This is a genomic window from Corallococcus sp. AB045 (assembly GCF_003668895.1).
GTDB lineage: Bacteria > Myxococcota > Myxococcia > Myxococcales > Myxococcaceae > Corallococcus > Corallococcus coralloides.
In genome coordinates this window covers 1-19,146 of sequence record NZ_RAWN01000039.1, presented here as the reverse complement: position 1 = coordinate 19,146, position 19,146 = coordinate 1, and the positions used below count along the sequence as shown (strand labels likewise).

Below are 19,146 nucleotides of genomic sequence, written 5' to 3'. Positions count from 1 at the left end.
GTTATGGAACGCCCGGACGCGGAATGCAACCGGGCGGACACGCCGGGTCATCCCCGGCTGAGCACCTTCTGGAGCCGGGTGTGCAGGGCCACCAGCTCCGCCTCGTGCTCCCGGAGCAGGGCCACCGTCTCCACGCCGTACCGCCGGCCCAGGGCGTCCGTCTCCCGCTCCTGCTTCACCAGCTCGTCCTGGACGCGCTTCTTCACCTCGTCCACCTCTGGCCCGGAGCGGGACTCCAGCTCCGTCAGCTTCGAGCGGAGCCGCTGCACGGTCCACCGCCGGCCGCCGAAGGCCCGGAGGACGGCGCTCCCCCACTCCGCCGCCTTCACGTCCAGGCCGCTGGTCTCCAGCGCCGCCTTCGCCGCGCCGGCCATGGCCTCCGGGCTGGCGTCCGCCTCCACATGCGACAGGAAGGTCTCCTGGTAGCGGACCAGCTGGTCGAGCAGCGCCTTGTCCACCGGCCGTGACGCCATGCGCAGCGTGCGGTCGTCGGCGGCGTCGAAGTCCGGACCGGTCTCCACGTTGGGGACGTCCTGGTAGTCGTCGAAGAAGGACGGGGCCATGGGGGCGCTCCTCGGGTGCGAAAGGGGTTTCAAACGGGGACGAGCTGTTCCGCGATGCGGGCCAGGTCCGACACGGAGGTGACGACCACGGCCTGGGTGCAGTGCTTCTCGTAGGTGAGCATCTCGCTGTCGCCGATGCCCCAATTGCCCCGGTCCTCGGGACAGATCCACAGCACGCGCTTGGCCTTGCGCTTCAGGTCCTTCAGGGCCCAGGCGTTGCTCGCGTTGTAGTTGTTGCGGCCGTCGCCAATGATCATCACGGTGGTGCGGCGCGTGATGCTGCCCAGGTGGTCGCGCGTGAAGTCCGCCAGCGCACGGCCGTAGTTGGAGTTGGAGCTCATGGACACGGTGCGCCCGGCGGTCGCCGCGTCGATGGCCTCGCTCACGTCCAGGTCCTTGAAGAACTGGGTGACTTCGCCCACGTCGGACACGAAGACGAACGAGCGCACGCGCACGAACAGCGACTGCAGCGTGTGCATGAACAGCAGCATCATCCGGGACGCGTTGCGCACGGAGTCGGACACGTCGCAGAGCACCACCAGCTCCGGGCGCTCCGGCCGGCGCGTGCGGAACACGGGCACCATGGGGATGCCGTCCCACGGCATGTTCCGGCGCAGCGTGCGCTGGGCGTGAAGCGACCCGCGCCGGTGCGAGCGCTGCTTGCGGATCATCCGGCTCTTGAGCTTCTCCGCCAGCGTGCGCACGGCGGCCTCCATCTGGTCCACCTCCGCCTGCGTGAGCAGGTGCAGCGGCTTCTCCGTGACGGAGTCCGTGCGCCGGCGGATGCGAGCCTCGGACTGACGCTTCACCTCCGCGCGAGCGGCGTCTTCAATCTTGCGCATGGCCGCGGCCACGTGGCGCGAGACGATCTCCACGCCCTCAGCGTGCAGCCCGCGAGCCTTCAGCTCGTCCTCCATCGCCTTGAGGTCGGACCGGGCCCGCTCCATGCCCGCGCCCGCGAGCATCCGTCGCGTGAAGAACCCCGTCTGCAGCGGGCTCTCCAGCTGCCCCAGGTCCAGTTGGAGCGACGCCTGACGGAAGATCTGCGCCAGCCGCGCGCGGTCACCCGCGAGGATGGCCTGCGCGAGCGGGGACATCTCCGGCGCCAGCAGGTTCATCTGGTAGATGACCATCTTCAGCAGGTCGCCTTCCAGGTAGCCCTCGTCCTCCAACTGCTTCGCCAGCGACTTGTCGATGGCCTCGAACGTGCGGGCCGCGCCGGAGAAGAAGAAGTCGAACGCGCGGCGGAACGTCTCCACGTCCAGCTCGCGCTTCACCAGCGTGGCGCGCAGCACGGAGCGGAACAGGCTCCGGTCCTGGACGCCCACTTCCGCCGTGGCGCGCAGGGCGTCCTGCACCTCGGACGTGCTGACGCGCACGCCGTTCTGGCGGAGGACCTCGGCGAACTCGACGATGCGGGCGTCCATGGCGCGTCAGGCTCCCCGTTCGAACGACATCACCGCTTCCACGTGGTGCGTCTGAGGGAACATGTCCACCACCTGGAGCGCCACCGGCTTGTAACCGGCCTCCACCAACCCCGCCGCGTCACGCGCCAGCGAGGCCGGGTCGCACGCCACGTAGACGACCCGGCGCACGTTCAAGGCGCGCATCCACTTCGCCAGGCCCGGCGCTCCGGCCCGAGGCGGATCCGCGAGGCACAGGTCGAACGAACGCCCCTCCGCCACCAAGCCGTCGCACACCTTGCGCGCGTCGCCCTGGACGAAGCGCACGTTGGCCACCCCACCCTCGCGAGCACTCCGCTGCGCCAGCTCCACGCCCACCGGGGACGACTCCACGCCCAGCACCGACCCGGCCGTGCCCGCCAGGGGGAACGTGAAGTTGCCGTTGCCGGAGTACAGCTCCAGCACGGAGTCCGTCTCCTTCGCGCCCAGCTCGTACAGGGCCGCCGTGACGAGCCCCACGTTGGCCTCCGCGTGCGCCTGCGCGAACGCATCCGGCCGCAGGTACACCGGCACCTCGGGGCGCAGCGGGGACAGCGAGCGCAGCACCGGCCGGCCGATGAGCCGCGCCGAGCCCTCCTTCGGCACCAGCACCGCGCCCTCCAGCCGCAGCGCGCGCACAGCGGCCTCCGCGGCCTCCAGGTGCCGCGCCGTCACCTGTCCGCTGAGGTTCACCGCGAACGCGGCCTTGTCGCCCTCGGCCAGCAGCAGCACCTCCTCGGTGTCCTTGGCCAGCGGCTTGAGCAGCGGGGCCAGCTTCCCGGGCAGCGCAGTGAGCACGGGCGTGAGCGCGGGGCAGACGTCCACGGGAATGCGCTCATGCGTGCGCCGGCCGAAGTAGCCGAGCGCCCCCTTCCCCGCCCCGTGCAGCACCGCGCGGCGGCGGTAGCCCCAGTCCCGAGGCGCCACCATCAACGGCCGCACGGTGAAGGCCGTGCGCTTCAAGCGGCCCAGGTGCTCCAGGGTGGAGAGGACGATCTCCTGCTTCGCGGACCGCTGGGCCGGGACGGACAGCTCCAGCCAGTCGCAGCCGCCGCACGCGTCGGACAGTACGCAGCGCGACGACACGCGCTCCGCCCCGTCCGTCAGCACCTGGCCCAACAGGCCGCGCAGGACCTTGCCCTGGGCCTCCAGGCGCACGCGCACGGTGTCGCCGGGGAAGGCGCCCGGCACGAAGACGGTGCGCCCCTCCCACTGGGCCACGCCCTCGCCAAGCTGGCCCAGCCGTTCAATCGTCAGTTCAATGGGGGATTCGGGCAGCGTCGTCATCGCAGGCGCACTCGCGGGGGCCGCCTGTGTGGGGCCGCCCTACTTCCGGGTCGCACTGCCACGCTCGTCCGCCGGCAGGGCTTCCCGCAGGCGCTCCACGAACGCTTCGATGCGCGACCGCTTCTCGTCGTCAACGTCCAGGAACTCCACCGCCATCCCCGGCACCTCGGAGCCCGGCGTCCCCTGGGGGTTGGTGCGGGTCACCTTCCCGGACAGGTCCACCGGGAAGCTGGCGCCCGGCAGCGACACCAACAGGCGCACCACCGTGCCCACCGGCAGCGGCTGCGGCGTGTTGATGTAGAGCCCGCCGCGCGACAGGTTCACCGCCCAGTCCGTCACGAAGCCCGCCACCGTGCGGTACGCCACGGGCAGCTCATGGTCGATGCGGTGCGCGCGAGGCGCGGGGACGGGCTTCTCCGAAGTGTCGGCCATGACGTACTCCGCTCTCCGGGGGGATGGTGGCTTCCGTCCCACTCGGGGAGACGGAAGCGCACCCTAGCACTCCACGTCAGGCCTGGAACTTCATCTCGCGCAGGTCGGGCGCGATCTTCAGCTTCGGCTCGGTGAGCTGCTGCACCCGTTCCACCGTCAGTCCGGGTGCCAGCTCGCGGAGGACCAGTCCCTCCGGCGTCACGTCGATGAACGCGTGGTCCGTGACGATGTGGTGCACGCACTTGAGGCCGGTCAGCGGCAGCGAGCACTTCTTCAGGATCTTGGGCTGCCCGTCCTTGTTGGCGTGCTCCATGGCCACGTAGATGCGCTTGGCACCCACGGCCAGGTCCATGGCGCCGCCCATGCCCTTCACCATCTTGCCGGGGATCATCCAGTTGGCCAGGTCACCCTCTTCGCTGACCTCCATGGCGCCCAGCACGGCCAGGTCGATGTGGCCGCCGCGGATCATCCCGAAGGACAGCGCGGAGTCGAAGAAGGCGGAGCCCTTCACCACCGTCACCGTCTCCTTGCCCGCGTTGATGAGATCCGGATCCTCGCTCCCCTCTTCCGGATACGGCCCGATGCCGAGCAGGCCATTCTCCGACTGGAGCACCACCTCCACCCCGTGCGGGATGTAGTTGGGCACGAGCGTGGGGATGCCGATGCCCAGGTTCACGTAGAAGCCGTCCTTCAGCTCCTGGGCGATGCGCTGCGCGATCTGTTCACGAGTCAGGGGCATGGCTCAGGACGCCTTCTTGCGGACGGTCCGCCGCTCGATCCACTTCTGGAGGTTCTGCGCCTGCACGATGCGGTGCACGAAGATGCTCGGGATGTGCACCAGGTCCGGGTCCAGCTCGCCCGGCTGCACGATGTGCTCCGCCTCCACGATGGTGACCTTGGCGGCCATGCACATCATGGGGGTGAAGTTCCGAGCCGTCTTGTGGAACACCAGGTTGCCCCAGGTGTCCGCCTTCCAGGCGTGGACGATGGCGAAGTCGGCCTTCAGCGGCGTCTCCAGGACGTGGAGCCGCCCGTCGATCATGCGCGACTCCTTGCCCTCCGCCACCTGGGTGCCCGCGCCCGTCGGCGTGAAGAACCCGCCGATGCCGCAGCCCCCTGCGCGGATGCGCTCCGCGAGCGTGCCCTGCGGGTTCAGCTCCACCTCCAGCTCACCGGAGAGGAACTGCCGCTCGAACTCCTTGTTCTCCCCCACGTAGCTGGCGACCATCTTCTTCACCTGCTTGTTCTGCAGGAGGATGCCCAGCCCCAGCTCCGTGGTGCCGCAGTTGTTGGAGATGATGGTGAGGCCCTTCACGTTCTTCTTGTGCAGGGCCGTGATGAGGTTCTCGGGGTTGCCGCACAGCCCGAACCCACCACTCATGAGAGTGATGTTGTCCGGGATGTCGGCGACCGCCTCATCCGCGCTCGCGTAGACCTTGTTCATGCGGTCAGGTCCTCAGCGCTCGACCATCAGCGCGATGCCTTCGCCGCCGCCGATGCAGAGCGACGCCACGCCGCGCTTCTTGTCCTGGTCCTTCATCGTATGGAGCAGCGTGACGAGCACGCGAGCGCCGGACGCGCCAATCGGGTGGCCCAGCACCACCGCGCCGCCGCGCACGTTCACCTTGGACGGGTCCAGGCCGAGGATCTTGTTGTTGGCGATGGACACCACGGAGAAGGCCTCGTTGATCTCCCAGAGGTCCACGTCCTTGGCCGTCACGTTCTGCTTCGTGAGCAGCGTGTTGATGGCGTCCGCCGGCGCGATGGTGAACTCCACCGGCTTGCGGGCGGCCTGCGCGTAGCCCTTGATGCGGCCCAGGATGGTGCGGCCTTCGGCCTTCGCCTTCTCCTCGCTCATCAGCACCAGCGCCGCGGCGCCGTCGTTGATGGAGGACGCGTTGGCGGCCGTCACGGTGCCGTCCTTCTTGAACACCGGCTTCAGGCCCGGGATCTTGTCCGGCTTGGCGTTCTTGGGGCCCTCGTCCTCGGAGACGGTGGTGAACTCATCCGGCTTCTTGCCCGGAATCTGGACGGGGACGATCTCCGCCGCGAACAGGCCTTCCTTCTGGGACTGGATGGCGCGGCGCGTGGACTCCAGCGCGAACTCGTCCTGCTGCGCGCGGCTGATGCCCTGGGAGGTGGCGCACTCCTCGGCACAGTTGCCCATGTGGACGTTGCCGTACACGTCCCAGAGGCCGTCGGAGATCATCGCGTCCTTGAACTCCACGTTGCCCATGCGGGAACCGCCGCGCATGGTGTGGCTCAGGTAGGGCGCGTTGGACATGGACTCCATGCCGCCCGCGACGACGACGTCCGCGTCACCCAGGGCGATGGACTGCGCCGCGGCGATGACGGCCTTGAGGCCGGAGCCACAGACCTTGTTCAGCGTGACGGCCGGGACGGACTCCGGGAGGCCCGCGAAGATGGTGGCCTGACGCGCGGGAGCCTGGCCCACGCCCGCCTGCAGGACGCAGCCCATGATGACCTCCTGCACGGCCTCCGGCTTCACGCCCGCGCGCTCCAGCGCCGCCTTGATGGCGATGGCGCCCAGCTGGGGAGCGGTGAGCTTGGACAGCGCTCCCTGGAAGGAGCCGATGGGGGTACGGGCCGCGCCCACGATGACGACTTCACGAGCCATGGAATTGCCTCCTGGAGAGGGAACCGTCTGTAAAAGAGAAAAGCGCCGGAGAGGCACTTATCACGGGCGCTTTCCGCCGAATCAAATGGAAACGGCCGGGCTCCCACTGGGGAACCCGGCCGCTATTCACGTCAAGACGTTGGGCTGATTACTTCTTCAGCTTGGAGGCCATGACGTCGCCCAGGCGGGCCTTGGAACCCTCGGCCTGCTTGCGCAGGTACTCGCGGTAGTCCTCGCCCTCGCCGATGAGCGCCTTGATGGACAGCGCCACCTTGCGGTCCGGGGTGTTGATGTCGATGAGCTTCACCTCGACATCCTGGCCCTCGCTCACCACGTCGCGGGGGTTCTCCACGCGCTCTTCCTTCAGCTCGGAGACGTGGACGAGGCCCTCGATGCCCGGCTCGATCTCCACGAACGCGCCGAAGTCGGTGACCTTGGTGACCTTGCCCTTCACGCGGCTGCCCACGGGCAGGCGCTCGGACAGCGTCTCCCAGGGGTCCGGCTGGAGCTGCTTGATGCCCAGGCTGAAGCGCTCGTTCTCGACGTCGATGTTGAGGACCACCGCCTCGACCTCGTCGCCCTTCTTGAACATCTCGCCCGGGTGCTTGATGCGCTGGGTCCAGGAGATGTCGGACACGTGCACCAGGCCGTCCACGCCCTCCTCGACGCCGACGAACACGCCGAAGTCGGTGACGTTGCGGATCTGGCCCTTGATGACGGAGCCGATCGGGTACTTGTCCTCGAGCAGCGTCCAGGGGTTCTGCTCGATCTGCTTCATGCCCAGCGCGATGCGCTTGGCCTTCGGATCGATGTCGAGGACGACGGCCTCCACCGTCTGGCCGACCTCCAGGATCTTGGACGGGTGCTTGAGGCGCTTGGTCCAGGACATCTCGGACACGTGCACCAGGCCCTCCACGCCCTGCTCGATCTCGATGAACGCGCCGTAGTCGGTGATCGACACGACCTTGCCGGCGACGCGGGTACCGACGGGGTACTTCTCGTCGGCGCGGTGCCACGGGTCCTCCTGGATCTGCTTGAGGCCCAGGCTGACGCGCTCCTGCGCGGGGTCGAACTTGAGGACGACGACGCGCACTTCGTCACCGACGTTGAACATCTCGCTGGGGTGACCGATGCGGCCCCAGGACATGTCGGTGATGTGCAGCAGGCCGTCGATGCCGCCGAGGTCGATGAAGGCGCCGTAGTCCGTGAGGTTCTTGACCACGCCCTTGAGGACCGCACCCTCCTTGAGGTTCTTGAGGGTCTCCTTCTTCATCTCCTCGCGCTGCTTCTCCAGCAGCACGCGGCGAGAGAGGACGATGTTGCCGCGCTTCTTGTTGAACTTGATGACCTTGAACTCGAATTCCTTCGAGATGTACTGGTCAAGGTTGCGCACAGGGCGGATGTCGACCTGGGAGCCGGGCAGGAACGCCTTCACGCCGATGTCGACGGAGAGGCCACCCTTCACGCGACCGACGATGGTGCCCTTGACGATCTCATCACGCTCGCAAGCGGCGGAGATCTCGTCCCAGATGCGCATCTTGTCGGCCTTCTCCTTGGAGAGGACGACCATGCCGGTGTCGTTCTCGCGGCTCTCCAGGAGGACCTCGACGGGGTCACCGGCCTTCACGGTGACTTCGCCGCGGGGGTTGGTGAACTCGGAGATCGGGACCTGACCCTCGGACTTGTAGCCGATGTCCACGATCGCGAAATCCTTCGTCACCTGCACGACCGTGCCCTTGACGATCTCGCCTTCCTTCAGGATTCCGTCGCCGCCACGCTCCTTGAGCGAGGCCTCGAACATCGCCGCGAAGTCTTCGTCACCGCCGTCGATCTGCTGGTTCACGTTCTGCTGCATGAATGGGAAGTCCTTGGAACGGTACAACTGCCCCCTGTTTGAATGGGTGCGCGGCCGCCTGCGGGGAGCGACGGGAGACCGCGGGTGTCCCCTGAATGGGGACGCAAGGCTGGCTGGAAGCCGCGCACCCTAGACACCTGGGTTTACAGGAGTCAAGCGGTGCACCGCCCCAAGTGGTGATCCGTGTTCTATGAACGCCCGGCCGCGTCCGCATCTGTCCTACCCGGCCGGTGCCCCCTGCTCGCTCGCCCCGTGTGGGACAAATGGAGCGCTACCCCTCGCGCCGGAATGTCTCCCGGGCGATGACCATCCGCTGCACCTCGCTGGTGCCTTCGTAGATGGTCTGCACGCGCGCGTCCCGGAAGTAACGCTCGACCGGGAACTCGTCGATGTAACCGTAACCACCGTGCAGCTGCACGGCCTTGTCCGCGACCTTGTTGCTCATCTCGCTGGCGAAGAGCTTCGCCATGGAGGCCTCGCGGGTGAACGGCTGGCCGGCCTCCTTGAGGGCGGCCGCGCGCAGGGTGAGCAGCTCGGCGGCGTCCAGCTGGGTGCGCATGTCCGCCATCATGAAGCGCGGGCCCTGCATGTCCGCCACGGCCTGGCCAAAGGCCTTGCGGTCCTTGGTGTAGGACACAGCCGCTTCCAGCGCCGCGCGGCCGGTGCCGCACGCCTGCGCCGCGATGCCAATGCGCCCGCCGTCCAGCGCCATCATGGCCAGGCGGAACCCGTCGCCCTCCTTGCCCAGGAGGTTCTCCGCGGGGACTTCGCAGTCCTCGAAGGTGAGCCCCACGGTGTTGGACGCGCGCAGGCCCATCTTGTCCTCGTGCTTGCCCACGTGGAGGCCCTTGGCGCCGCCCTCCACGATGAAGCAGGACAGGCCCTTGTTGCCGGCCTGGCCCGTGCGGGCCCACACGACGATGACACCCGCGTAGGCGCCGGAGGTGATCCACTGCTTGCTGCCGTTGAGCACGTACTTGTCGCCGCGCTTCGTGGCGGTGGTGCGCATGGCGCCCGGGTCGGAGCCCGCGTGCGGCTCGCTCAGGGCGAACGCGCCGACGATGGCCTCACCGGAGGTGATGCGCGTGACGTACTTCTCCCGCTGCGCGTCGGTGCCCACCGCGTGGATGAGCTCCCCGCACATGTTGGTGACGGCCATGGCCACGGACACGGAGGCGTCCGCGGCGGCCATCTCCATCATGGCCAGCGCGTAGGACACGACGCCGGCCTCGGCGCCGCCGTACTTGCCCGGCAGGTTCACGCCCAGCAGGCCCACTTCGGCCAGGGCCTTGAAGACTTCCGGGTCGAAGCGCTCCTCGCGGTCCGCCGCGCGGGCGTGCGGGGCCACGCGCTCGCGGGCGAACTTGCGAGCGGTGTCACGGATGAGCGTCTGGGTCTCGCTGAGGTCGAAGTTCACGGGCGCGGGTGTCCTGCTTACTCAATGGCCTTGAGGTTGAACGGGTACTCGATGGGGTGCTCGCGGCCGTCCGGGGGCTTGGGGAAGTCCATGGACGACAGCACCGCCACCACGCAGTCGTTGAGGCCCGCGTCCTTCAGCGTGCTGCCGTGCTTGTCGATCTTCGCGCTGCGCACGGTGCCATCGGCGGTGATGGTGAAGGTGGTGCGCAGGAGGCCCTCCACCTTCTTGTCCTTCTCCACCATGTGGTCCTCGTAGCACTCCTGGATCCGAGGCATGTGGTGGGCAATCACCTGGCGGATGGAGTCCGGGGTGAAGGGCAGCCTGCTCACGTCCAGCCCGTCGTCCTTCTTCGGAGCGGGCGTCGTGGCCGGGGCCGCGGGAGCCGCCGTCGCGGCCTTCTTCTTCGACGTGCCCTGGGCGAGCGCCAGCGGAGACGCCAGGCCCAGGGACAGGAACAGCACGGGGAGGAGCGCGCGCTTCATGGCCGGGTGACTACTCCTTCAGCAGGTTGGCGGAGATGACGATGCGCTGGATCTCGCTCGTCCCCTCGTAGATTTCGGTGATGCGCGCGTCGCGCACGTGGCGCTCGGCGTCCATCTCCTTGCTGTAGCCCATGCCGCCGTGGATCTGCAGGGCCTTGTTGGCCACGCGGCTGGCCATCTCGCTGGCGTAGAGCTTGGCCATGGCGCTCTCCGGGCTGTGGCGCACGCCCTTGTCCTTCATCAGCGCCGCGCGCCACACGAGCAGGCGGGCCGCGTCGATCTCCATGGCCATGTCCGCGATCATGAACTGGATGGCCTGGTGGTCGCGGATGGGCTTGCCGAACGTCTTGCGCTCGCCCGAGTAGCGCACCGCCTCCTCGAAGGCCGCGCGCGCGATGCCCAGCGCCTGGGACGCGATGCCGATGCGGCCGCCGTCCAGGGTGGACATGGCGACCTTGAAGCCCTCGCCCTCCTTGCCCAGGCGGTACTTCTCCGGCACGCGCATGTCCTCGAAGAACATGGAGCAGGACCAGGCGGCGCTGATGCCCATCTTCTTGTCGGGCTCCGCGCGGGTGAAGCCGGGGGTGTTGGTGGGCACGAGGAAGGCGGTGATGCCCTTGTTGCCCGCTTCCCTGTTCGTCATCGTGATGAGGACGATGGCGTCGGCCTTGGGGCCGTTGGTGATCCAGTTCTTGGAGCCGTTGATGATGTACTCGTCGCCCCGCTTCACGGCGACGGTCTTCTGGGCGGCGGCGTCGCTGCCGGCCTCCGGCTCCGTCAGGCCGAAGCAGCCGAGCTTCTCACCGCTGGCGAAGGGCTTGAGGAACTGCTCCTTCTGCTCGGGGGTGCCGAACTTGGACACCGGGTCGCAGTAGAGCGAGTTGTTCACGCTCATGATCACGCCGGTGGAGGCGCAGCCGCGCGAAATCTCCTCCATGGCGATGGCGTAGCAGACGTTGTCCAGGCCCGCGCCGCCCCACTCCTCCGGCACCGCGATGCCCAGCAGGGACAGCTCCGCCAGCTTCTTCACCGCGTCCGTGGGCCACGCGTGCTGTTCGTCCCACTTGCGGGCGTTGGGGATGAGCTCCTTGGCGGCGAACTCGCGGCACAGCCGCTGGATCTCGCGCTGGATGTCGGTCAGCTCGAAGTTCATGGTGGACCTCCCATAGTACGGGGTCCGCCCCGGGGCTACTCCGAAGACGCCCCTCCATCCCCGGGAGCAGGAATCCGGGTCCCAAAGAACATCGCCAGCGGCACCGTCACGTCGAAGGACACGTCCGTGCGAGCCCCCGAGTCCGTCCACGTCCTGCGCACCACCACCGACACCGTCCAGGGTTGGGTGTCCCGGTGTCTTTCAATCAAATCGTAGGTGAGCCCCACTCCGGCCACCCCGCCCTTCCCGTCTCCGCCCCACACGGCCGCCCCTTCGGCCAGGACGCCGAAGCGGTACGCGTCCGGGAAGGCGTACACGCGGGCCCCGGCGAGCATGCGGAAGGTGGATGGCCGCAGCCGCAGCTGGGGCTCCACGAAGGGCGACAGGATGAGCGTGGGACCCAACACGCCGGGTACGTCCAACGGCGGCGAGGCCCAGGGATGGATGGGCCAGGACAGCACCCAGTGGGCGCCATCGCCCCACTCGCGGCGGAGGTCCGGGATGGCGGGCTCCAGGAAGCACAGCGTGTAGAGGCACAGCGTGCGCTTCCAGGACACCAGGGCCGGGGCGCGGGGCTCCTGCTCGGAAACCTCCTCCGCCCGGGCCGGCGGCGCGGCCAGGAAGCACAGCAGGCTCCCGGCCGCGACCGCGTGCTTCACGTCACTTGCCCTGGAAGTTGGCCGGACGCTTGGCCAGGAACGCGGCCATGCCCTCGCGCTGATCCTCCGAACCGAAGAGGACCGCGAAGCCCTGGCGCTCCAGCTCGTTGGCGGCGCGCAGGTCCTGATCCGCGCCGTACTCCACCACGCGCTTGGCCTGGGCCACCGCGAGCGGGCCGTTCTTGAGGATCTTCTCCGCCACCGCGCGGCAGTGGGACATGAGCTGATCCGGGGGCAGCACCTCCAGCACCAGGCCGATCTCCTTCGCCTTCGCCGCGTCGATGCGGTCCGCGGTGAAGAGCAGCTCCTTCGCGCGGGCACGTCCCAGCAGGCGCGTGAGGCGCTGCGTGCCGCCGAATCCCGGGATGACGCCCAGGGTGACTTCCGGCACGCCCAGCTTGGCCTTCTCCGACGCGTAGATGAGGTCGCAGCCCAGGGCCAGCTCCAGGCCGCCGCCCAGCGCGAAGCCGTTCACGGCCGCGATGGTGGGGATGGGCAGGTTCTCCAGGTGCTCGAAGACGCGGTGGCCCAGGGCGGAGAACTCACGCGCCTGCGCGGCGCTGATGGTGGACATCTCCGCGATGTCCGCGCCCGCGACGAAGGACTTCTCGCCGCCGCCGGTGACGATGAGCGCGCGCGTGTCCTCCTTCAGCGAGTTGAGCGCGTGCTCCATCTCGTGGAACGTGGCGCTGTTGAGCGCGTTCATCGCCTTGGGGCGATCCACGGTGAGGATGGCGAGCGCGCCGTCCTTCTCGAACTTGATGTTCTGGTAGTCCATGTGCGTGTGGGCTCCTGAAGGGGGCTAGTACTTGTAGAAGCCGCGGCCGGACTTCTTGCCGTACCAGCCGGCGTCCACGTACTGACGCAGCAGCGGGCACGGGCGGTACTTGGAGTCACCCAGGCCCTTGTGCAGGACCTCGGCGATGTAGAGCACCGTGTCCAGGCCGATGAAGTCCGCCAGCTGCAGCGGGCCCATGGGCTGGTTGGTGCCCAGCTTCATCGCGGTGTCGATGTCCTCCGCCGTGCCCAGGCCCTCCATCAGCGCGAAGCAGGCCTCGTTGAGCATGGGGATGAGGATGCGGTTGACGATGAAGCCCGGGTAGTCCTTGGAGACCACCGTCGTCTTGCCCATGCGCTCGGCCATCGTGCGGATGGTGGCGTAGGTCTCGTCGCTGGTCGCCGCGCCGCGGATCAGCTCCACCAGCTGCATCACCGGCACGGGGTTCATGAAGTGCATCCCGATGACGGACTCGGGGCGCTTCGTGGCCGCGGCGATGCGCGTGATGGGGATGGAGGACGTGTTGGTGGCGAGGATGCCGCCGGGGCGGACGACCTCGTCCAGCTCCAGGAAGATGCGGCGCTTGAGGTCCTCGTTCTCCGTGACGGCCTCGATGGCGACGTCCACGTCCTTCGCGTCGCGCGCGCTGGTGAAGGTGGCCAGGTTCGCTTCGGCGGCCTGCTGCTTCGCCGCGTCCAGCTTGCCCTTCTCCACCAGCTTCTTCAGGCCGGCCTTGATGCGGTCCGCGCCCTTGGCGAGTCCGTCCTTGTTGACGTCCACCAGCGACACGCGCAGGCCCGCCTGGAGCGCCACCTGCGCGATGCCCGCGCCCATCTGCCCTGCACCGACGACGACGATGTGTTCCGTTGCCATGGCGTCTTCTCTCCTGTGCCGGCGGCCATAACGCACGCCCCCAGGAGGGTCAACGCCGGTCAACGACTGGCGGCGGGGAGGCGCAACTGGCGGACGATGGCCTCACCCTCGCCCACCGTGAGCCGCTCCTCCAGGCGCACGCGCGGCTCGCGCCCCTCCACCTTCACGAACAGGAGCGCGCGGACGGTGCCCTCCGGCAGGCGCATCTTGAACGTCACCTCCGGGGGCGGGCCGTTCGCGAAGAAGCGCTCCTCGCGCTTGAGGATGTGCTCCTCGTCGTCCAGCACCTGGAGATCCACGGCGCGCACGCTGCTCCAGCCGTCGCCGGTGAGCTGGAAGATGAGCTGACGCTCCGGCAGGTCCGTGGACTTCCACAGCCACAGCCCCACCGCCACGATGGCGATGAGCGCCAGCCGCTTGGGCAGCGGGTGCGTGCGCCAGCCAGGCCGCGGCTTGTCGGGGGCTGGGGCTGGAGCTTCCGGCGTGGGTGCTTCCGCCACGTCCCTACTCCCGCTTCGAGCGCTTGGAGGCCGGCCGGCGCGCGTTCACGTCCGTGATGACCACGCGCGCGGTGGGCGCCTCCGCGGCCTTCTTGTGGGCCTTGGGGGGATGCTCCGGCGCGGGCGCCTCTTCCGCCTTCTCCGACGGCACCAGGCGGATCTGCGCCTTCACCTCCACCGTCATGCCGGAGAGCAGCTTGAGGAACTCGTCGCGCAGCTTCTCCGACTGCATGAAGCGGCGCAGCTCTTCCGTGACGACGCGGCTGATGTCGTCCTTGGTCTTCTCCGCCTGGGAGAGGAGGAAGCCCAGCGCCTCCTTGGGCAGCTTGAGCTGGCCGGCGAGGGCCCGGATGCCCTCCTCGCCCATGAAGACCGCGCCCATGCCGGCCACCGCCATGCGCCGCACGAAGTCCGGCACGAAGCCGCCCGAGCGGTTCTCCCGGCCGGGCTGCTGCTCCGAGTCGTCATCGAACAGCGGATCAGGCGGGAGGTCGTCGTTGCCGGCCGGGGCCATGCGGTCTCCTTACACTTCGGTTGAGCCCTACCGGGCCTGCATCACCGGCAGGGGCACGCTCTTCATGGTCTGCGCGGACACGCGGCCCGCCACTGCGCGAGCGACTTCCTGGAAGGCCTGCGCCTCCGGGCTGTCCTTGTGCCCCACCACCACCGGCACGCCGGAGTCTCCCGCCTCACGCACCTTGAGGTCGAGCGGGATCTCCCCGAGGAATGGGATGCCGAACATCTCCGCCGCCTTGCGCCCGCCGCCGTGGTTGAAGATAGGCGTGCTCTTGTTGCAGTGCGGGCAGATGAACTGGCTCATGTTCTCCACGATGCCCAGCACCGGGATGTGGACCTTGTCGAACATCTGCTTGGCGCGCACCACGTCCGCCAGCGCCACGTCCTGCGGCGTCGTCACCAGCACCGCGCCCGCGGCCCGCACCGACTGGGACAGCGTCAGCGCCACGTCGCCCGTGCCCGGGGGCAGGTCCAGGATGAGGTAGTCCAGCTCCCCCCAGTTCACGTCGCGCACCAACTGCATGAGGGCGCCGTGGAGCATGGGGCCGCGCCAGATGAGCGCCTGATCCGCCTCCACCAGGAATCCGATGGACATGATCTTCAGGCCGTGGGCGACCAGCGGATCCAGCGTCTTGCCGTTGGGGCTCACCGGGCGCTTGTCCGCGGTGCCAGTCATCAGTGGCACGGAGGGGCCGTAGAAGTCCGCGTCCAGCAGGCCCACCTTGGCGCCGTGCTGCGCGAGCGACGTGGCCAGGTTCACCGCCACCGTGCTCTTGCCCACGCCGCCCTTGCCGGCGCCCACGAGCAGGATGTTCTTCACGCCCGGCAAGAGCGCCCCGCCGGAGCCCCCGGCGACGCCGCGCACCTGGGCGCCCCACTCGATGTCGAAGGACTTCAGGCCCGGCACCGCCTTGAGCGCGGCTTCCGCGTCCGCCTGGATCTTCCCCTTCATGGGACACGCGGGCGTGGTCAGCTCGATCTTCAGCTTCACCGTGTCACCGGTGACGCGCACGTCCTTCACCATCCCGGCCTTCACCAGGTCGACGTGCAGCTCGGGATCGATCACCTTCGACATGGCCGTCATCACATCGGCCTGGGACACGCTCATCGGAACACCTGAAACCTTTTGAAAACGGGCGTTTGCACGCTCGAAGGGGGGCGGAGATTGCCAGCACTCCGGGGGCTGTCAACGTCGTTTAACGCACATGTCCGGAGGCCGCCCGGCCTTCCTCCGGCCCTGGATCGCGCCCGGCTTCTGGCCCTCATTCGATGGCTGCCACCCGGTACTCGCCATCCTCCAGCACCAGCCGCACCGCGCGCTCGCCGCCCAGGGGGAACAGCGCCTCGCCCGCCGCCACGCGCACGTGGGTGTTGAGGGCCAGCCGGGCGCGGCGCAGGCGCTCCTTCGCCAGGGGCTCGCGCTCGAAGTCCTCTCGCAGGCGCTCCGGCGTGTAGCGGGCCCTCAGCGGCGAGGCGAGCAGGCCCCACGCGCCCCTCCAGTCGCGGGACTCCACCTCGTCCAGGAACTTCTTCAGCGCCGCGCGGGGCACGTCCGCGGGGCGGGACTCCACCACGCGCCAGTCCTCGCCCTGGCGGGCCAGCGTGACGGACGGGGCCCGGGCCTCCAGCACGCCCGTGCCTGCCCGGACGGCGGCGGCGCGCTCCTTCCGGGCGGCCTCGACGGAGTACTCGTCCAGGAAGGCCCCCTCGCCCTCCGGGGCGCCGGTCGTCAGGTGGTAGGCGTCCGATAGCCGGTTCTCCTCCAAGGCCTTCGCGTACGCCTCCGCCACCGAAGCCGGTTCACGGGAGGCGGTGGCACAGGCGGTGCCCAGCAACAGGAGGCTCAGGGGGGCGAGGCGGGTCATCACTGGCGCGGCAGGGTAGACGCCGGCTCCGGGGCCGGCAATGCCCGGACGTCCTCCCTCTCCGTGCACCAGCGGGCGGGCTGCACGCCTGGGTCAGCGGCGCAACAGCCGGAATATCCATTCGACGATGTCCGCCAGGTCGACGCCGTCCGACGCGTCTTCCAGGTTCGGATAGTTGGACGGATCCCGGTCCTTCGGAAGGCTGTTGCCCGACACTGCGCCCTTCGGGCGGTGTTCACGGCAGTAGAGGTCGCCGTTGTACGCGAACGCCTGGGGCACGGAGACCTGGATGCCGCAGTGGACGCAGGCCAGTGGGGAGAGCACGCCCAGTCCGCCCGAGGGCGAGTCCGACGGCGGCAGCGCGGCCGTGGAGCCTGGACCCTTCCACGGGTCCGCGCCCCCATCCGTCGCAGCGGCGACCTCCCAGCCCTTGGCCGTCACGGGCGTGGGCCTGGGGGCCGTCACGTCGGCGTTCTCCAGGGCCTCGAACTTGCCCGCGTCCAGCCAGGTGCCGCCGCAGTGCGTGCACAGGTCCACGTTGCACACGCGCGCGTTGACCATCGCCAGCCGCGCGCCGCAGCCGGGACAGCCCAGGGGCTCGCCGTGGCAGGTGGCACAGACGGCCATGGCGCGCGGGACCAGGTGCCCTCCCGCGCGGCATCGCGACGCAGCCTGCCTCGCCGCGGTCAGCAGCGGCTTGAGCGACGGCCGGTCCGGAAAGCGCTCCAGCTCCCCCCGGTCGAAGTACAGGCCGTGGCAGCGCGGACAGACGTCCACCTCCACGTCGGAGGCCTGGACGACGTTCATGGGCTGGCTGGGGCAGACCGGGCAGGAGCGGGCCATGCCGCGCATGCTAAAGGGCCGATCCGCTCAGAGAAAGGGTCGCGAACCGCGATCTCAATCGTCGAAGCGCCGGAAGGCCCTGCCGCCCTGGAGGCTCCAGGCCGCGGTGCAGAAGGCATACGTGGCCGGGTGCGCCGCGCCCATCAGCAGCTTGAGCAGGGACAGCTTCGCGCGCGCGTCTCCGTAACGCACCAGCTCGAAGTCGTCCGACGGGACGCGCGCCTCGTCCAGGGCGTGGCGGCAGACCTCCTCGAAGCCGCCGATGCGGTCCACCAGCCCCGCCTCCTTCGCGCGCAGCCCCGAGTAGACGCGCCCCTCCGCGCGCTGGTGGATCTCCTCCTTCGTCCGGCCGCGCGCATGGGCCACCAGCTCCAGGAAGGACTGGTAGCCCTCCTCCACCTCTCGCTCCAACGCGGCGCGCTCGTGCGGCGTGAAGCCCCGCGACGAGGAGAAGAAGGCCGCGTTCTCACCCCGCGCCAGCGTGGTGCGGTGGATGCCCAGCTTCTCCAGCAGCTCGCCGTACTCGAACTTGCCCACGAAGATGCCGATGGAGCCCACGACGGCATGGGGCGCGGACCAGATCTCCTTCGCGCCGATGGCCGCCATGTAGCCGCCGCTCGCGCAGACCGAATCCACGTACGCGATGACGGGCTTCTGCTTCGCCAGGCGCTTCACGGCCTCCAATATCTGCTCGGACGCGAGCGCTGATCCGCCGGGGCTTCCCACCGCCAGCACCACCGCCTTCGCGCGCGGATCCCTCCCCGCCTTCCGCAGCGCCTTCACCACCGAGTCCGCCGCAGCGAACCGGCCCGCGCCGCCGCTGCCCGGGATGATGATGCCCGCCACGTCCACCACCGCCAGCCGGGGCTTGCGGCGCAGCCGGCGCCACTTCACCGGCGGGAACGCGAGCGTCGCCAGGTACGCGTCAAAAGTGGGCACCGGGGGCTCCTCGTCCTTCTTCGCCTCCAGGCCCAGGTGCGCGCCCAGGTCCGCCTCGTGGACCAGCCCGTCCACCAGCCCCGCCTCCAGCGCCCGCTTCGCGCTGTAGGGTCCTGAATCGATGAGCGCCTTCGCCTCCTCCGGCGTCTTGCCCCGGTCGCTGGAGATGGCCTCCATCAGCGCGGCGTAGCGCTCGTCCAGGAAGGACTCCAGCGTCTGGCGCTGGATGTCGGACACCTTGCCGTCCGTGAAGAGCTCCGGCGCCGTCTTGTAGTCGCCGCGCCGCGCGAAGTGCGCGTGGATGCCCACCCGCCCGAAGGCCTCGCCCAGCACGGTGGCCTCGGCGGCGTAGCCCACCAGCTCCACCCGGCCCATGGGGGCGAGCAGCACCTCGTCCGCCGCGCCCAGCACGGGGTAGGCGTCCGTGTCCACCATCACCGCCCAGGACACCACCCGCTTGCCGGCGGCCTGGAAGTCCGACAGCAGGGAACGCAGGGCCTGGCGCCTGGCGTCCCCGATGGCCAGTCCCTCCAGCTCCAGGAGGATGCCCTCGACCTTTGGGTCCGCGGCCAACACCTTGAGTGCGCGGCCCAACGCTTCCAGTGAGGTCACCGTGGCGGGCTCTGGCGTGGCGCCGCCGAAACGGAATCGTTGCACGGGGCGAGGGCGGTACAGGAGCTCGCCCGCGAGCCGGAAGCGGATCCACGTGGGTCGTTTGCGCGCCGCCATCAGACGAAAGGGCAGGCCCAGGAGCAGTCGCAGCCCCAGGAGAAGGTTCGTCAGGAGGAGGAAGGGAAGGCGGAGCATGCCGCGCGCGTAACGCCCCGCGCCGGGCGAAGCAACCCCTGTTCACCCGCGCCGGGAGGCTCTGTTAGGCTGAAGGCCCATGCCCTCCCCCTCC

At 69.2% G+C, this 19,146-nt stretch carries 20 protein-coding genes; all 20 read right to left on the bottom strand.

What is annotated here, in order from left to right:
* Positions 1-47: 47 nt before the first annotated feature.
* The 20 genes from D7Y21_RS12150 to sppA all read right to left on the bottom strand — a co-directional run bounded on the left by D7Y21_RS12150 (position 48) and on the right by sppA (position 19,052).
* Complete coding sequence (locus D7Y21_RS12150; protein ID WP_120563248.1) at positions 48-563, bottom strand: hypothetical protein; 516 nt, start codon at positions 561-563, stop codon at positions 48-50.
* Between the two features lie 29 nt (positions 564-592).
* Complete coding sequence (locus tag D7Y21_RS12145; protein WP_120563247.1) at positions 593-1,990, bottom strand: VWA domain-containing protein; 1,398 nt, start codon at positions 1,988-1,990, stop codon at positions 593-595.
* A 6-nt stretch (positions 1,991-1,996) separates the two neighbouring features.
* The gene (locus tag D7Y21_RS12140) at positions 1,997-3,292 is read right to left on the bottom strand and encodes a class I SAM-dependent RNA methyltransferase (protein WP_120563246.1); all 1,296 of its coding nucleotides are present in this window, start codon (positions 3,290-3,292) and stop codon (positions 1,997-1,999) included.
* Between the two features lie 39 nt (positions 3,293-3,331).
* Positions 3,332-3,724 (bottom strand): TIGR02266 family protein, encoded by a 393-nt coding sequence (locus tag D7Y21_RS12135; RefSeq protein ID WP_120563245.1) that lies wholly within the window; start codon positions 3,722-3,724, stop codon positions 3,332-3,334.
* A 76-nt stretch (positions 3,725-3,800) separates the two neighbouring features.
* The gene (locus D7Y21_RS12130) at positions 3,801-4,463 is read right to left on the bottom strand and encodes a CoA transferase subunit B (protein ID WP_014397005.1); all 663 of its coding nucleotides are present in this window, start codon (positions 4,461-4,463) and stop codon (positions 3,801-3,803) included.
* Between the two features lie 3 nt (positions 4,464-4,466).
* On the bottom strand, positions 4,467-5,168 hold the full coding sequence (locus tag D7Y21_RS12125; protein WP_120563244.1) for a CoA transferase subunit A: 702 nt from the start codon (positions 5,166-5,168) through the stop codon (positions 4,467-4,469).
* A gap of 12 nt (positions 5,169-5,180) precedes the next feature.
* Entirely contained in the window at positions 5,181-6,362 is a 1,182-nt protein-coding gene (locus D7Y21_RS12120) for an acetyl-CoA C-acetyltransferase (protein ID WP_120563243.1), read from the bottom strand.
* 148 nt (positions 6,363-6,510) lie between these two features.
* Entirely contained in the window at positions 6,511-8,217 is a 1,707-nt protein-coding gene (locus tag D7Y21_RS12115; protein WP_120563302.1) for a 30S ribosomal protein S1, read from the bottom strand.
* A 271-nt stretch (positions 8,218-8,488) separates the two neighbouring features.
* Positions 8,489-9,634: an acyl-CoA dehydrogenase family protein gene (locus tag D7Y21_RS12110; protein ID WP_120563242.1), complete on the bottom strand. Its 1,146-nt coding sequence runs from the start codon at positions 9,632-9,634 to the stop codon at positions 8,489-8,491.
* A 17-nt stretch (positions 9,635-9,651) separates the two neighbouring features.
* The gene (locus D7Y21_RS12105; RefSeq protein WP_121713275.1) at positions 9,652-10,119 is read right to left on the bottom strand and encodes an AgmX/PglI C-terminal domain-containing protein; all 468 of its coding nucleotides are present in this window, start codon (positions 10,117-10,119) and stop codon (positions 9,652-9,654) included.
* A gap of 10 nt (positions 10,120-10,129) precedes the next feature.
* On the bottom strand, positions 10,130-11,272 hold the full coding sequence (locus D7Y21_RS12100; RefSeq protein ID WP_120563240.1) for an acyl-CoA dehydrogenase: 1,143 nt from the start codon (positions 11,270-11,272) through the stop codon (positions 10,130-10,132).
* A 35-nt stretch (positions 11,273-11,307) separates the two neighbouring features.
* The gene (locus tag D7Y21_RS12095; RefSeq protein ID WP_121713273.1) at positions 11,308-11,931 is read right to left on the bottom strand and encodes a hypothetical protein; all 624 of its coding nucleotides are present in this window, start codon (positions 11,929-11,931) and stop codon (positions 11,308-11,310) included.
* Position 11,932: 1 nt separating this feature from the next.
* Positions 11,933-12,709, bottom strand: coding sequence for an enoyl-CoA hydratase-related protein (locus D7Y21_RS12090; protein WP_121713272.1), 777 nt, complete (start codon positions 12,707-12,709; stop codon positions 11,933-11,935).
* A gap of 24 nt (positions 12,710-12,733) precedes the next feature.
* A complete protein-coding gene (locus tag D7Y21_RS12085; protein ID WP_120563237.1) occupies positions 12,734-13,582 on the bottom strand; it encodes a 3-hydroxyacyl-CoA dehydrogenase family protein in 849 nt (282 codons plus the stop codon).
* 59 nt (positions 13,583-13,641) lie between these two features.
* Positions 13,642-14,082 carry a hypothetical protein gene (locus D7Y21_RS12080; protein ID WP_121713269.1) on the bottom strand — a complete coding sequence of 147 codons (441 nt, stop codon included), beginning with the start codon at positions 14,080-14,082 and terminating at the stop codon, positions 13,642-13,644.
* 4 nt (positions 14,083-14,086) lie between these two features.
* Positions 14,087-14,596: a hypothetical protein gene (locus D7Y21_RS12075; RefSeq protein WP_120563235.1), complete on the bottom strand. Its 510-nt coding sequence runs from the start codon at positions 14,594-14,596 to the stop codon at positions 14,087-14,089.
* Positions 14,597-14,623: 27 nt separating this feature from the next.
* Positions 14,624-15,706: an iron-sulfur cluster carrier protein ApbC gene (gene apbC, locus D7Y21_RS12070; protein WP_121713267.1), complete on the bottom strand. Its 1,083-nt coding sequence runs from the start codon at positions 15,704-15,706 to the stop codon at positions 14,624-14,626.
* A gap of 154 nt (positions 15,707-15,860) precedes the next feature.
* Complete coding sequence (locus tag D7Y21_RS12065) at positions 15,861-16,463, bottom strand: hypothetical protein (RefSeq protein ID WP_120563233.1); 603 nt, start codon at positions 16,461-16,463, stop codon at positions 15,861-15,863.
* A 93-nt stretch (positions 16,464-16,556) separates the two neighbouring features.
* Positions 16,557-17,306: a zf-TFIIB domain-containing protein gene (locus D7Y21_RS12060; protein WP_158627281.1), complete on the bottom strand. Its 750-nt coding sequence runs from the start codon at positions 17,304-17,306 to the stop codon at positions 16,557-16,559.
* 54 nt (positions 17,307-17,360) lie between these two features.
* Positions 17,361-19,052, bottom strand: a complete 1,692-nt coding sequence (gene sppA, locus D7Y21_RS12055) for a signal peptide peptidase SppA (RefSeq protein ID WP_121713264.1) — start codon at positions 19,050-19,052, stop codon at positions 17,361-17,363.
* Between the last annotated feature and the right edge of the window lie 94 nt (positions 19,053-19,146).

Bases quoted from the DNA above. Each gene is read 5' to 3' on its own strand.
- D7Y21_RS12135 (WP_120563245.1), bottom strand. From the start codon at position 3,724: ATGGCCGACACTTCGGAGAAGCCCGTCCCCGCGCCTCGCGCGCACCGC.
- D7Y21_RS12130 (WP_014397005.1), bottom strand. From the start codon at position 4,463: ATGCCCCTGACTCGTGAACAGATCGCGCAGCGCATCGCCCAGGAGCTG.
- D7Y21_RS12145 (WP_120563247.1), bottom strand. From the start codon at position 1,990: ATGGACGCCCGCATCGTCGAGTTCGCCGAGGTCCTCCGCCAGAACGGC.
- D7Y21_RS12060 (WP_158627281.1), bottom strand. From the start codon at position 17,306: ATGGCCCGCTCCTGCCCGGTCTGCCCCAGCCAGCCCATGAACGTCGTC.
- D7Y21_RS12140 (WP_120563246.1), bottom strand. From the start codon at position 3,292: ATGACGACGCTGCCCGAATCCCCCATTGAACTGACGATTGAACGGCTG.
- D7Y21_RS12065 (WP_120563233.1), bottom strand. From the start codon at position 16,463: ATGACCCGCCTCGCCCCCCTGAGCCTCCTGTTGCTGGGCACCGCCTGT.
- apbC (WP_121713267.1), bottom strand. From the start codon at position 15,706: ATGAGCGTGTCCCAGGCCGATGTGATGACGGCCATGTCGAAGGTGATC.
- D7Y21_RS12105 (WP_121713275.1), bottom strand. From the start codon at position 10,119: ATGAAGCGCGCGCTCCTCCCCGTGCTGTTCCTGTCCCTGGGCCTGGCG.
- D7Y21_RS12115 (WP_120563302.1), bottom strand. From the start codon at position 8,217: ATGCAGCAGAACGTGAACCAGCAGATCGACGGCGGTGACGAAGACTTC.
- D7Y21_RS12085 (WP_120563237.1), bottom strand. From the start codon at position 13,582: ATGGCAACGGAACACATCGTCGTCGTCGGTGCAGGGCAGATGGGCGCG.
- D7Y21_RS12150 (WP_120563248.1), bottom strand. From the start codon at position 563: ATGGCCCCGTCCTTCTTCGACGACTACCAGGACGTCCCCAACGTGGAG.
- D7Y21_RS12100 (WP_120563240.1), bottom strand. From the start codon at position 11,272: ATGAACTTCGAGCTGACCGACATCCAGCGCGAGATCCAGCGGCTGTGC.
- D7Y21_RS12090 (WP_121713272.1), bottom strand. From the start codon at position 12,709: ATGGACTACCAGAACATCAAGTTCGAGAAGGACGGCGCGCTCGCCATC.
- D7Y21_RS12075 (WP_120563235.1), bottom strand. From the start codon at position 14,596: ATGGCCCCGGCCGGCAACGACGACCTCCCGCCTGATCCGCTGTTCGAT.
- D7Y21_RS12120 (WP_120563243.1), bottom strand. From the start codon at position 6,362: ATGGCTCGTGAAGTCGTCATCGTGGGCGCGGCCCGTACCCCCATCGGC.
- D7Y21_RS12125 (WP_120563244.1), bottom strand. From the start codon at position 5,168: ATGAACAAGGTCTACGCGAGCGCGGATGAGGCGGTCGCCGACATCCCG.
- sppA (WP_121713264.1), bottom strand. From the start codon at position 19,052: ATGCTCCGCCTTCCCTTCCTCCTCCTGACGAACCTTCTCCTGGGGCTG.